The organism is Pseudomonas sp. AG1028 (assembly GCF_007993955.1).
Taxonomy (GTDB): Bacteria; Pseudomonadota; Gammaproteobacteria; order Pseudomonadales; family Pseudomonadaceae; genus Aquipseudomonas; species Aquipseudomonas straminea.
The window spans coordinates 376,293-389,025 of sequence record NZ_VIVP01000002.1 but is presented as its reverse complement, the minus strand read 5'-3'; the positions used below and the strand labels follow the sequence as shown (position 1 = coordinate 389,025).

Annotated in this window: 11 protein-coding genes; 9 read left to right on the top strand and 2 right to left on the bottom strand. The window is 64.1% G+C overall.

The genetic code is table 11. The features are described from left to right. Window positions 1–66: 66 nt before the first annotated feature. Entirely contained in the window at window positions 67–675 is a 609-nt protein-coding gene (locus tag FB481_RS04870) for an outer membrane protein (RefSeq protein WP_147175244.1), read from the bottom strand. Between the two features lie 212 nt (window positions 676–887). Between FB481_RS04870 and FB481_RS04865 the strand changes: the two genes are divergently transcribed. The 6 genes from FB481_RS04865 (at window position 888) to FB481_RS04840 (ending at window position 8,496) form a co-directional block, all read left to right on the top strand. Next, complete coding sequence (locus FB481_RS04865; RefSeq protein ID WP_372239534.1) at window positions 888–1,613, top strand: 4'-phosphopantetheinyl transferase; 726 nt, start codon at window positions 888–890, stop codon at window positions 1,611–1,613. Between the two features lie 165 nt (window positions 1,614–1,778). Continuing rightward, window positions 1,779–3,068 (top strand): M18 family aminopeptidase, encoded by a 1,290-nt coding sequence (locus tag FB481_RS04860; protein ID WP_147175242.1) that lies wholly within the window; start codon window positions 1,779–1,781, stop codon window positions 3,066–3,068. Window positions 3,069–3,075: 7 nt separating this feature from the next. After that, window positions 3,076–3,663, top strand: coding sequence for a D-sedoheptulose 7-phosphate isomerase (gene lpcA, locus FB481_RS04855; protein WP_147175241.1), 588 nt, complete (start codon window positions 3,076–3,078; stop codon window positions 3,661–3,663). Window positions 3,664–3,772: 109 nt separating this feature from the next. Further along, window positions 3,773–5,890 carry a mechanosensitive ion channel family protein gene (locus tag FB481_RS04850; protein WP_093502518.1) on the top strand — a complete coding sequence of 706 codons (2,118 nt, stop codon included), beginning with the start codon at window positions 3,773–3,775 and terminating at the stop codon, window positions 5,888–5,890. 105 nt (window positions 5,891–5,995) lie between these two features. Continuing rightward, entirely contained in the window at window positions 5,996–6,592 is a 597-nt protein-coding gene (locus FB481_RS04845; protein ID WP_093501852.1) for a LemA family protein, read from the top strand. Window positions 6,593–6,609: 17 nt separating this feature from the next. Beyond that, window positions 6,610–8,496, top strand: coding sequence for a M48 family metallopeptidase (locus FB481_RS04840; RefSeq protein ID WP_147175240.1), 1,887 nt, complete (start codon window positions 6,610–6,612; stop codon window positions 8,494–8,496). A 98-nt stretch (window positions 8,497–8,594) separates the two neighbouring features. Here FB481_RS04840 and FB481_RS04835 read toward each other — a convergent pair whose 3' ends face one another. Then, entirely contained in the window at window positions 8,595–9,473 is an 879-nt protein-coding gene (locus tag FB481_RS04835) for a CAP domain-containing protein (protein ID WP_147175239.1), read from the bottom strand. Window positions 9,474–9,581: 108 nt separating this feature from the next. Between FB481_RS04835 and stpA the strand changes: the two genes are divergently transcribed. The 3 genes from stpA to FB481_RS04820 all read left to right on the top strand — a co-directional run bounded on the left by stpA (window position 9,582) and on the right by FB481_RS04820 (window position 12,635). Next, window positions 9,582–10,850 (top strand): glucosylglycerol 3-phosphatase, encoded by a 1,269-nt coding sequence (gene stpA, locus FB481_RS04830; protein WP_256662705.1) that lies wholly within the window; start codon window positions 9,582–9,584, stop codon window positions 10,848–10,850. 83 nt (window positions 10,851–10,933) lie between these two features. Then, complete coding sequence (locus FB481_RS04825; protein ID WP_147175238.1) at window positions 10,934–11,833, top strand: bestrophin family protein; 900 nt, start codon at window positions 10,934–10,936, stop codon at window positions 11,831–11,833. A 475-nt stretch (window positions 11,834–12,308) separates the two neighbouring features. Then, window positions 12,309–12,635 carry a hypothetical protein gene (locus tag FB481_RS04820; RefSeq protein WP_093501860.1) on the top strand — a complete coding sequence of 109 codons (327 nt, stop codon included), beginning with the start codon at window positions 12,309–12,311 and terminating at the stop codon, window positions 12,633–12,635. Window positions 12,636–12,733 lie beyond the last annotated feature (98 nt).

Sequence of the window (12,733 nt, the reverse complement as noted above, 5' to 3'; positions counted from 1 at the left end):
TGTCCTCTTCATCATGAATGAAGTCGGGTCGCCCATCGGACGACCCGAACTCTCTACAGACAAGACTTAGAACTTGTAGTTGGCACCCAGATACCACTGACCACTGCTATGCAGATCGAGCGAGCCGACCTTGCCTTCGCCGTGCGGTGCGAATTCGGTGCTGGCGTTGGTGCGCAGGTAACGGTAGCCACCTTCGATGGAGGCGTTTTCGTTGACTTCCTGCAGCAGGCCCGCCTGCAAGCCGGCAGCATACCCGACATTGCTGTCACGCGAGACACCGGAGCTGTTCTGCTCCAGTTTGATGAGGCCCAGGGTGCCACCGCCGAACAGCTTGGTGCCGTTCTCGTTCAGCGGCAGGAAGGCATCGTAGCTGCCGAGCAGGTTCTGCTGGCGCAGTTTGAGGCCATTGTTGCTGCCGGAGATGTATTCGTAGGTGCCGTAATAACGGCCGGCATCATTTTGCTGACCGGCGCGGATACCCCAGGTGCTTTCGTTGTTGATGACGCTGTCGAAGTTCGGGTTGCCCAGGTTGGCATTGAGCGCGTCGGACTTCTGGATGTTGTTGCTGGTCTGGCCCCAGGTGAATCCGGCGAAGTTGTTGTCGGCATGAGCGGTGGCTGCAGCGCCGAATACCAGGGAAGTTGCCAGAGCCAGTTTGGTCAGAGTCGCTTTCATGGAGATGCCTCTCGAATGGCAGTGGGTTAATGAAAAACTCGAGAATCATCCTGCCTGCCAGCCACTGAACCCTTCCTGAACCCTCGCTGAACCTCACCTGAACGATGGGTCTGATCCGACTACTGCCTTGTACACGTTCATTTGCAGCAGCCAGATGACCAGCCCAGCAGTGCTACCTATCCGGCTGGTAAGCAGCCGGCCGGCGCGGCAGAATGCCGGCCATGATTGAGACTCACCTGCCCCGCTGCTGCAGCCCTTTAGACGATCATTGGCCGTTCACGCAGCCACTGGCCGGCGTACAGTTGATCAGCACCCATTTCGATCCCGGCCGACTCGACGAAGGTGATTACACCGCCGCTGGTGTGCCGCTGGTGCGCGGCGTTGCCAAGCGCCAGGCCGAGCATCTGGCCGGGCGTGTATGCGCGCGCGAAGCGCTGTATCGAGTCACCGGCGTGGCCAGCGTGCCGGCGGTCGGCGATGACCGGGCGCCGCAATGGCCGGCACAGGTCAGTGGGTCAATCACCCATGGCCAGGGCTGGGCCGCCGCCATCGTCGCGCCCGCACGGCATTGGCGAGGGCTGGGCCTGGACGTCGAGCGGCTGCTGTCTAGCGAGCGCGCCGAGCGGCTGGTGGGCGAGATTCTCACCGCGGATGAGCTGGTGCGGATAGCCGATTTGAGCCCAGAGCAGCGCGCCTGGCGGATCAGCCTGACCTTCTCGCTCAAGGAGAGCCTGTTCAAGGCGCTCTATCCGCTGGTGCTCACGCGCTTCTATTTTCAGGATGCCGAGCTTCTCAGCCTCGACACAGCTCAGCAAACCGCGCAGTTGCGCCTGATTATCGACCTTGGCGAAGAATGGCCGACAGGTAGCGAGCTAGAGGGTTACTACGCGGAGCTGGACGGGCAGATCCTGAGCCTGGTGGCCATCGCACACCCGTAGCCTGCGGTTGAGCGCAGCGATGCCCAGGATCAACTTGAATACAGCATCGCTCTGAAGACCGATCCCCGGGTATCGCTGCGCTCAACACCGGGCCACTACTCTGAAACGCCAACAGCGCCGCGGGCAAATCCGATAAACTCGGCACATTGCCGTCCGGAGTGCCCCATGCGCGAAGAATTGAATCAAGGCCTGCTCGACTTTCTCAACGCCTCCCCTACACCGTTTCACGCCACCAGCAGCCTGGCCATGCGCCTCGAAGCCGCCGGTTACCGCCAGCTCGACGAGCGCGCGCCCTGGTACACAGAAGCCGGTGGCCGTTATTACGTGACCCGCAACGATTCCTCGATCATCGCCTTCAAGCTCGGCACCCGCTCGCCGGTCGAAGGCGGCGTGCGCCTGGTCGGCGCCCATACCGACAGCCCCTGCCTGCGCGTCAAGCCCAACCCGGAGCTGGAGCGTCAGGGTTACCTCCAGCTCGGCGTCGAGGTTTACGGCGGCGCGCTGCTGGCCCCCTGGTTCGACCGCGACCTGTCCCTGGCCGGCCGCGTCACCTACCGCCGCGACGGCAAGGTGGAAAGCGCGCTGATCGACTTCTACCAGCCGATTGCCGTGATCCCCAGCCTGGCCATCCACCTCAACCGTGAAGCCAACCAAGGCTGGGCGATCAATGCGCAGAACGAGCTGCCGCCGATCCTCGCCCAACTGGCCGGTGCCGAGGGTGCCGACTTCCGTGCCCTGCTCAGCGAGCAGTTGGCCATGGAGCACGATTTCAACGCCGATGCGGTGCTCGACTACGAGCTGAGTTTCTACGATACCCAGAGCGCCGCCGTGGTGGGCTTGAACCAGGATTTCATCGCCAGTGCGCGCCTCGATAACCTGCTGTCCTGCTACGCCGGCCTGCAGGCGTTGCTCGACGCCGGTGACGAGGAAACCTGCGTGCTGGTCTGCACCGACCACGAAGAGGTCGGCTCCAGCTCGGCGTGCGGCGCCGATGGCCCGATGCTCGAGCAGGTGCTGCGCCGCGTGCTGCCCCAGGGTGACGACTTCGTGCGTACCATCCAGCGTTCGCTGCTGGTGTCGGCCGACAACGCCCATGGCGTGCACCCCAACTACGAAGCCAAGCACGACGGCAATCATGGGCCCAAGCTCAATGCTGGCCCGGTGATCAAGATCAACAGCAACCAGCGCTACGCCACCAATAGCGAAACCGCCGGTTTCTTCCGCCACCTGTGCCTGGAAAACGAAGTGCCGGTACAGAGCTTCGTGACCCGCAGCGACATGGGTTGCGGCTCGACCATCGGCCCGATCACCGCCAGCCAGCTCGGTGTGCGTACCGTGGATATCGGTCTGCCGACCTTCGCCATGCACTCGATTCGCGAACTGGCCGGCAGCCAGGACCTGGCACACCTGGTGAAAGTCCTGGGCGCCTTCTACAACAGCCATGACCTGCCCTGAGGCGACCATGATCGAACATATCCGCAATAGCCTGATCGAAGCCCAGCGCGCCCTCAACGCCTTCATCGGCAACGAGCAGACGCTGGCCAATATCGAGCGCGCCGGCGACCTGCTGGTGAGCAGTTTCGAGGCCAAGGGCAAGGTGTTTTCCTGCGGCAACGGTGGCTCGATGTGCGATGCCATGCACTTCGCCGAGGAACTCACCGGACGCTATCGCAAGAACCGCCCGGGCATCGCCGCGGTGTCGATCAGCGACGCCAGCCATATCAGTTGCGTGGCCAACGACTTCGGTTACGACCATATCTTCTCGCGCTACGTGGAATCCCACGGCCGCGAGGGCGATGTGCTGCTGGCCATCAGCACCAGTGGCAAGAGTCCCAACGTGGTCAAGGCCGCCGAAGCGGCCAAGTCACTGGGCATCAAGGTCATCGCCCTGACCGGCAAGCCTGGTTCGCTGCTGGAAAGCCTGGCTGACGTGTGCATCTGTGCGCCGGGCGGCGATTTCGCCGACCGCACCCAGGAGCTGCACATCAAGGTCATCCATATCCTCATCGAGCTGGTCGAGCGCCGTCTCAGCCCGGAAAACTACGCCTGAGCCTGGGGCGGCGTCGCTCGGCGCCGCCCCGGCACTCACCCGCGTGACGGAGAATTCGCGCGTGATCCGCTTCCACGCCCTGCTGCATCCCTTGCTTTTGCTGTTCCTGATGATGCTGGCCTGCTCCTCTGCCCAGGCGGCGGGCATCCCCACGCTGTTCGGCAACACCGGCAACGCCAGCAATACGCAGCCCCAGGCGGATCAGCCGCTGGATCGCTCACTGGATGAAGTGATCCAGTCCCTGGAAAACGACAAGCAGCGTGCGCAGCTGCTCAATGACCTGAAAACCCTGCGCGACACCACCCAGAAGGCCCAACCCGAAAGCCGCGACGGCGTACTGGGGCTGATCGGCAACGCACTGACGGACATCGAAAGCCAGTTCTCGGGCGAACAAAGCCCGCTAGCGCGCTGGCAGCTGGAGCTGTCGCGCAGCCGCAGCGAGCTGGCGGCGCTACTGCCCGAAGCCGGCGAGCGCCTGGCGCTGATCAGCAATTTCGCCTTGATCATCGGCGTGTGGAGCCTGCTGGCCTTCGGGCTACGGGCGCTCAGCCACCAGGTACGCCTGCGCTTCGGCCTGGCCGAGGAGCTGCCGCAGAACCCGCGCCCCACAGATCTCTTGCGCTTCGCCCTGCGCAAACTCGGCCCCTGGTTCGCTGCGCTATTGATCACCGGCTACCTGAGCTACGTGCTACCGGCTTCCCTGGGCCGCGATCTGGCCATGGTGCTGGCCTATGCGCTGGTGGTCGGCACCTGCTTCTCGGCGATCTGCGTGATCGCCTTCTCATTGCTCGACGGCCCGCACCGGCGCACCGCCCTGAACATCCTGCGCCGCCGCGCCTTTCGCCCGTTGTGGCTGATCGGCAGCTTCGCCGCCTTTGGCGAGGCGCTCAACGATCCGCGCCTGGTCGCCAGCCTCGGCGGCAATCTGGCACACACCACGGCGACGCTGACCAACGTGCTGGCGGCCTTGTGCACCGGCCTGTTCATCATCCGCTTCCGCCGCCCCATCGCCCACCTGATGCGCAACCAGCCCCTGGCGCGACGCCTGCGCCAGCGTGGCATCAGCGAGACCGTGGAACTGCTCGGCAGCTTCTGGTACCTGCCGGCCCTGGCCCTGGTAGCGATTTCCCTGGCAGCAACCTTCGTATCGGCCGGCGACACCAGCACGGCGTTTCGCCAGTCGCTGATGTGCACCGTGCTGCTGGTCACCTGCATGGTCATCAACGGTCTGATCCGCCGGCGGCTGTTCAAGCCCCGCTCGCGCCACCGCCGGCATGCAGCCTACTTCGAGCGCTTTCGCAACTTCTTCCACACCATGCTCAGCCTGGCTGTGTGGCTGGTGTTTTTCGAACTGGGCCTGCGTGTGTGGGGGCTATCGCTGATCGGTTTCGCCGAGGGCGGCGGGCACGAAATCAGTCTCAAGCTGGTCGGCCTGGGCGCTACCCTGGCCTGTGGCTGGCTGGTGTGGATTCTTGCCGACACCGCGGTGCATCACGCCCTGACCCGCTCGCGCAAGGGGCAGACCAACGCCCGCGCGCAGACCATGATGCCGCTGATCCGCAACGTACTGTTCGTCAGCATCTTCATCATCGCGGCCATCGTCGCCCTGGCCAACATGGGCGTGAACGTCACCCCGCTGCTGGCCGGTGCCGGGGTGATCGGCCTGGCCATCGGCTTCGGTGCGCAGTCGCTGGTGGCCGACCTGATCACCGGCCTGTTCATCATCATCGAAGACTCCCTGGCCATCGACGACTATGTCGACGTCGGCGGCCATCTGGGCACCGTCGAGGGCCTGACCATCCGCACCGTGCGCCTGCGCGACATCGACGGCATCGTGCACACCATCCCGTTCAGCGAGATCAAGAGCATCAAGAACTACTCGCGCGAGTTCGGCTACGCCATCTTCCGCGTCGCGGTGCCCCACGACATGAACATCGACGACGCCATCAAGCTGTTGCGCGAAGTGGCCACCGAACTGCGCAACGACACGTTGATGCGTCGCAACATCTGGTCGCCCCTGGAAATCCAGGGCGTGGAGAGCTTCGAGTCCGGCAACGCGGTGCTGCGCGCGCGCTTCAAGACCGCGCCGATACGCCAGTGGGAGGTGTCGCGGGCCTTCAACCTGGCGCTCAAGCGCCATCTGGACGAGTCCGGCTTGAGCCTGGCCACGCCGCGCCTGACCGTGCAGATGCTGGCGCTCGCCCCGAACAAGGGCGACGGACAGTAACCGGAACCACCGCACATCCACGCAGGCCCGGCAGCCATGGCACGCCCGACACGATGCACTTTCCGTTACCATGCGGCAACGTTTACCAACCGATAGGGACATCTCATGGATATCTCCACCCTTATCATCATCGCCGTACTGGTCGTGGTGGTTTTCTACGTGATCAGCGTCTACAACCGCCTCGTCGCCCTGCGCAATCGCTACCAGAACGGCTTCGCGCAGATCGAAGTGCAGCTCAAGCGCCGCTACGACCTGATCCCCAACTTGGTGGAAACCGCCAAGGCCTATCTGTCCCATGAGCGCGAAACCCTGGAAGCGGTGATCGCGGCGCGCAACGGCGCGGTTGACGGCCTCAAGCAGGCCTCGCAGAACCCGGGCGATGCCCGGAGCATGAATCTGCTGGCCAATGCCGAAGGCGCGCTGAAGAACGCCATGGGCCGCCTCAATGTGACGGTCGAGGCCTACCCGGACCTCAAAGCCTCGCAGAACATGCAGCAGCTCAGCGAAGAGCTGTCCAGCACCGAGAACAAGGTGGCCTTTGCCCGCCAGGCCTACAACGATGCGGTCACCGCTTATAACGCCTACCGCCAGAGCTTCCCGCCAGTGGTGCTGGCCGGCGCCTTCGGCCATGGCAGCGATGCTGCCCTGCTGGAGTTCGCCGACAGCGCGGCGATTCAGGACGCACCAAAAGTCTCCTTCTGAGTACAGGGGCCTAGCGGATGGATTTCTTCGAGCATCAGGATCGGGCCCGGCGTAATACCTCACGCCTGGTGATCCTGCTGATTCTGGCGGTGGTGACTCTGGTGGTCAGTACCACCCTAGTGATCGCCATCGCCTGGCAGGTCTACCAATACGGCAACTACGGCCTACAGGCGATGAGCAGGGAACTTCTGCTCAGCGTGGCTGCGGTGGTGGTCGGCGTGGTGCTGCTGGGCTGGGCATTCAAGGCGTCGCAGCTCAGTGCCGGCGGCAAGGTGGTGGCCGAGCGCCTCGGCGGGCGCCTGCTCAACCTCAAGCCCGAAGGTATGCGCGAGCAACGGGTGCTCAACGTGGTGGAGGAAATGGCCCTGGCCGCCGGTGTTCCGGTGCCGCCCGTCTACCTGCTTGAAGAGCCTGCCATCAACGCCTTCGCCGCCGGCTTGCGACCTGAGAACGCAGTGATCGGCATCACCCGTGGTGCCATCGAACGGCTCAACCGCGATGAGCTGCAGGGCGTGATCGCCCACGAATTCAGCCACATCCTGCACGGCGACATGCGCCTCAATACTCGCCTGGTGGCGGTGCTGCATGGCATTCTGCTACTGGGTTTGATCGGCGAGCTGCTGATGCGCGGCGTCGGCAACAGTGGCGCCACTCGCACCTCCAGCCGCTCCGATGACAAGGGCCGCGGCAACGTCGTGGCGCTGGTCATGGTGGTAGGCCTGGCATTGCTGGTGATCGGCTACGCCGGCACCTTTTTCGGCAACCTGATCAAGGCCGCGGTCAGCCGCCAGCGCGAGTTTCTCGCCGACGCCTCGGCCGTGCAGTACACCCGCAACCCCAGCGGCATCGCCGGTGCTCTCAAGAAGCTCGGCCGCGGTTCGCGCCTGGAAGCCAGCCATGCCGCCGAGTACAGCCATATGTACTTCGGCCAGGGCCTGGCATTGAGCAAGATGATGGCCACCCACCCACCGCTGGAAGAGCGCATTCGCCGTATCGACCCTCACTGGAACGGCGTGGTGCTGGGCGATGAAGTGTTCGAAGCACCTAGCCAGCCCGCCGTGCCTCAACAACCGGCTACCGCAAACTTCAGCGCCGCCGCGGCGAGCGCGGCCATCGCCAGCATCGGCGCCCCCCAACCCCTGCACCTGGAAGAAGCGCGTGAAAGCCTTGCGCAGATCGATGATCGTCTGCGCGACGCCGCCCACGATCCCCACGGTGCACTGACGATTCTCTACGGCCTGCTGCTCGGCCCGGACCAGGCCACACGCCAGCAACGCTTCGGCTGGATGCAGGCCAACCTTGCGCCGCTCTTGTCCGACCGCCTGCAGGAGCTGGCCGAGCCATTGCACCAGCTGCCCGCCGGGCGTCGCCTGCCGCTGCTGGAGCTGGCCATCCCCGCGCTCAAGCAACTCGAGCCACAGGATTTCGTCAGTCTCAAGCGCGATATCGGCACCCTGCTGATCAGCACCGGGCAGCTGGGCTTCATGGAGTGGGCGCTGCTACGCATCGTCGAGCGCAACCTGGGCATGCAACGCCCCGTGCAGGGTCGTCTGCCGCTGGCCGCGCTGGGCAATGAAAGCTGCGTACTGCTGGCAGCCCTGGCGCGAGCCGGCAATACCAGCGAGCAGGCCGCCGACGAAGCCTTCCAGGCCGCCTGGAGCACCCTGCCATTCACCGACCGGCCCTTTGCCGAACAGCGCCAAGCGGGGATCAACGAACTGAACGATGCGCTCAACCGCCTTAACCAGATGCGGCCACTGCAGAAGCCGCAGCTGCTCAAGGCCATGGCCCGCTGCATCGAGCACGACGGGCGCATCAGTGCCGGTGAAGCGGAGCTGATGCGCGCCGTGGCCGACACCCTGGATTGCCCGATGCCACCGCTGTTGAGCGATCGTCAGATCTGACGATCAACAAGAAACCGGTATTGATTGGCAGCGGCTCCCACAAGTGATGGCCAGGCGTAGATTCGCGCTAACCACCGCCGCCAGATCGCCAAACCCACCTAAAGCCCAGAACGCCCCAACGCACCAAACACCTGAGTCCAGTAGATGGTCGCCTGGCTCTGCGGGTTACTGGCATAAGCCGCGCCCATTTCCCGGAAGTCCGGATTCATCAGGTTGTAGCAGTGCGAGGGGCTGGCTAGCCAGCCTTCGACCACTTGCTGGGCGCGGCCTTGGCCAGCGGCGATGTTCTCGCCAATTACCGTCCAGTCGTAGCCTGCAGCGGTGGCGCGGGCACCGACCAGGCTGCGGTCGCTGCCCTGGTGACTGAACAGGCTGTTCATCGCCATATCGCGGCTGTGGGCCAGGGCTGCCTGGCCCAGGGCGTCGTTCCAGGTCAGCGGCTCGGCGGCATCGAAGGGCTGGTCGCCACATTGCCGTGCCGCACCACGGGCCTTGTTGACAGCCGCCAGAATGGCCTTGCCCTCCTCCTGCCAGTCGCCAAGGCGCGCCGGCAACAGCGCGCGGCCGAGCACCACCTGCCAACTGTTGCCCTCGTGGCGCACGCCGATATCGGCGAACTGCGCATCCTGCAGTTGCTTGCAGTAAGACTGCTGCAGCATGGCCATGGCCGCTTGCGGCGTATTAGGGCCGGTGACGCGGATCAGTTGCACGGCTTCGGCCTGGTAGCCGGCCTGCTGCAGCGCCTGCTGCAATTGCTCGGAAGAATTGACCTGCTGCCCGGCCAGCCGCCGATCCGGCGCCAGCGGGCCGGCGGCCGGGCTGGCTTGCCCGCCACAGCCCTGCCCCGCCTCGCGGTAACTGTTGATCAATTTGGCCAGTTGGTCGGCTTCATCGCCCCTCGCAGTCCCCGCGGCACTCGCGCAAAGCAGCAGCGCTGCCGTAACGATTTGCCGAACCCGCTTGGGTGAATCACTCATCCGTGCATCCTCTCGATCCGCTCTGCCAATCTGATGATGGACAATCGCTTGAGCCAAATGCTTCAGGCAATCGCCCCATCGGGTAAAACCGCGTTAGACTCGGGCGCCATGATTGTGACCGAAACCGCTTACTCGCTCGACCCTTCTGCGCTGCTCGACAGCCTCACCGGCACCGAAAACCTGCTGATCATCCAGGACCTGGATGGTGTGTGCATGGACCTGGTGCGCGATCCCCTCACCCGCACGCTGAACCCCGCCTACCTGCAGGCCGCTCGCGACCTGGATGGCCATTTCCAGGTGCTGACCAATGGCGAACATATCGGTAGCCGCGGTGTGAACAGCCTGGTCGAGCGTGCCCTCGGCTCGGCGCAACGTTGCCAGGAACAGGGTCTCTACCTGCCCGGGCTGGCAGCTGGTGGCGTACAGCTGCAGGATCGCCATGGGCGCCTCTCCCACCCGGGCGTAAGCGACCAGGAGTTGGCGTTTCTAGCCGCCGTACCCGTCTGGCTCAGCGAAGCGCTGCAAAGCCTGCTGCGACAGGCACCCTACAGGCTGGCGGATCGCGATATCGAGCCTCTATTGGCCAGCAGCGTGATAGACAACCCGGTATCGCCGACGCTCAACCTCAACGCCTTCCATCATCACTGGCAGGAGCGGCCGGATCTCTATGCGCGCCTGCAAACCGACAGCGCCGCGCTCCTGCAGCAATTGCTCGACAAGGCCGCTGCCCAGGGTTTGGCGCAGTCATTCTTCGTGCACTACGCACCCAACCTTGGCCGTGATGCCAGCGGCCGCGAACGCCTGCGCCCAGCGCAAGGCACAGCAGCCGGCACCACCGATCTGCAACTGATGCTGCGCGGCTCCATCAAGGAAGCCGGCGTGCTGGTGATCCTCAATCGCTATTACGGCCAGCGCACCGGCGTCTATCCGCTGGGCGAAGCGTTCAACGTGCGCCAGGCGCCGACCAGCCTAGAGGCGCTGCTGCAGTTGGCGGTCGAACGCTTCGAACCGCAGCACATACCCCGTCTGGTCGGCGTTGGCGATACCCTGACCAGCACCGCCGTCACGGCTGACGATGGCAGCACCCAGTGGCTGCGCGGCGGCAGCGACCGTGGCTTTCTTACCCTGGTGCAGCAACTGGGCGAGGCATTCGGGCAGGACAACCGCGTGCTGTACATCGACAGCAGCCGGGGCGAAGTGCAGCGCCCCGGCGTGGATGCCGCCTATCTGCGAGCCCACCCGAGCGAGCCCTGGCCGGCGCTGGCAGGCATCACCGATGCCGAGGACCCGCTGCGCCTGGACACCCTCTTCGCCGGCGGGCCGCGCCAGTACGTCGAATTCTTCTGTGCGCTGGCCAGTGCGCGCCAGCACGGCTGATTGGCGGCACCTGGCGAACCTTTCCACCGGCCCCACGTCCGAACCTCTGCGCTTTCGCATTCCTTGCCCGCGGAGAACTCCAAGTGACGAATTCCTTCAACCGGGGTTATCGCTACCTGCTCAAGACCTTCGGCTACGTCGGCTGGTCGCTGTTCTGGCTGCTGATCTGGGACATCATCGTCACGGTCGACTACATGCTGTTTCTCGACCGCAAGATCAGCCTGCCAACCATGCCGCTGACCCTGCTCGGTTCGGCGCTGGTGGTTCTGATCAGCTTTCGTAACACCAGCGCCTACAACCGCTGGTGGGAGGCGCGCACCATCTGGGGTGCACTGATCAACAGCTCGCGCAGCTTCGCCCGCCAGGTGCTGACCCTGATCGACGACAAGGATGACGGCAATCCGGTCAAGGCTGCTCTTTTGCGCCGCCACGTAGCCTACGTGCGTTGCCTGTCCGCCAGCCTGCGCAACCAGCCCTGCGATGACGAAGTGCGCGCTTTCGTGTCCGCCGAGGAATTTGATCGGCGCGGCACCACCAACAATTTCCCCAATGACATCCTCAACGGCTCAGCGGCCATCATCGCCAGCGAGTACAAGGCCGGTCGCCTGGACAGCATCCGCCTTACCCGTCTTGAGTCGACGCTGGTCGACGTCTCCAACTGCCAGGGCGGCCTGGAGCGTATCGCCAATACGCCGCTGCCCTACCCCTACGTGTACTTCCCGCGGCTGTTCATCACCCTGTTCTGCGTGATCGTGCCCATCGGTCTGGTCGAGACTCTGGAGTGGTACACACCGCTGGCCTCCACCGTGGTCGGCTTCATGCTGCTGGCCATCGAGCGGGTCGGTAGCGACCTGCAGAGCCCGTTCCAGGTCAGCGAGCACCAGATCCAGATGGACGCGCTGTGCGAGACCATCGAGAAGAACCTCGAATCGATGCAGCGTGATGCCCAGCGCGAGCGCGACGGGCGCCTCTTCGCCGGATGACCGGAAGGTCATTTTTCGGCGTACCAGACGCTTCGCAGAGGCTTTAAAGATTTCTTGTAGTGGTAATAATAAATCACTACAAAAGTATTGACGGCCCCTTTGCGCTTTTGCATGATGAGCTCGCCTCCCCTGATGGGAGCCCTGACAAGGGCACTTGGGCGAGCTCGGTAATACCAGCCGAGCGTTCCACGATATGTACTGCCCACAAGGCAGATTGATGAAGTCGAGCGTCCTGCAAGGACGAGAGCGTTAGCGAGACGTTGTCATGATGCCTGTGGCTGATCAGTCGATCTCCCGCATCCGATCCCGTCTTCGCCACACTCTCCCGCGCATCCTCGACCTAGGTTAGCCGCCACGGCGTAGCGATATTCACACATCACTACACGCTGGTCGGCAGCACTCAAACGCCACGGGCATTGACGGCCGCGCTCAAGCGGTCGCCCTAGACAGATCAGAGAATGAAGGGGTAAGCGCCATGAACCTGAATCAGCAACCGACTATCGACGAACTCGCTCAACTGTTCTCCCAGCACAAGGACAGTCTGCACAACCACATCCTGTGGGTCTGCGAAACCGGCGAAGTCCGTATCGACCGTGTACCGGCAGACCAGCCGGAGGACGAATTCGTCAACCAGCGCCCCAACATGCGCACCCGCCTGCGCACTTACCGCCGCGGCCAGGGCTACGTCGGCCGCCGCGCCGCGGCTGACCGGGACTTCATCGGCAACGTGCTGCGCACCCTGCAGCACGACTGGGCCCGCCCGCGCGCCCAGAAGCAGGAACTGCTCGACACCTACTGCTGAGCAGCTTACCCGGTGGGCCGCCATGGCCCACCTTCCAAGGCTCGTGTCACGCCACATTCTGGAAATACCCGGTAAAATCTCTCGCGCTCCTGGAGGAG

Excerpts from the sequence above, each read along its gene's own strand:
- FB481_RS04870 (WP_147175244.1), bottom strand. The coding sequence starts at position 675 with ATGAAAGCGACTCTGACCAAACTGGCTCTGGCAACTTCCCTGGTATTC.
- FB481_RS04835 (WP_147175239.1), bottom strand. The coding sequence starts at position 9,473 with ATGAGTGATTCACCCAAGCGGGTTCGGCAAATCGTTACGGCAGCGCTG.
- lpcA (WP_147175241.1), top strand. The coding sequence starts at position 3,076 with ATGATCGAACATATCCGCAATAGCCTGATCGAAGCCCAGCGCGCCCTC.
- FB481_RS04860 (WP_147175242.1), top strand. The coding sequence starts at position 1,779 with ATGCGCGAAGAATTGAATCAAGGCCTGCTCGACTTTCTCAACGCCTCC.
- FB481_RS04845 (WP_093501852.1), top strand. The coding sequence starts at position 5,996 with ATGGATATCTCCACCCTTATCATCATCGCCGTACTGGTCGTGGTGGTT.
- FB481_RS04840 (WP_147175240.1), top strand. The coding sequence starts at position 6,610 with ATGGATTTCTTCGAGCATCAGGATCGGGCCCGGCGTAATACCTCACGC.
- stpA (WP_256662705.1), top strand. The coding sequence starts at position 9,582 with ATGATTGTGACCGAAACCGCTTACTCGCTCGACCCTTCTGCGCTGCTC.
- FB481_RS04865 (WP_372239534.1), top strand. The coding sequence starts at position 888 with ATGCCGGCCATGATTGAGACTCACCTGCCCCGCTGCTGCAGCCCTTTA.
- FB481_RS04820 (WP_093501860.1), top strand. The coding sequence starts at position 12,309 with ATGAACCTGAATCAGCAACCGACTATCGACGAACTCGCTCAACTGTTC.
- FB481_RS04850 (WP_093502518.1), top strand. The coding sequence starts at position 3,773 with ATGATGCTGGCCTGCTCCTCTGCCCAGGCGGCGGGCATCCCCACGCTG.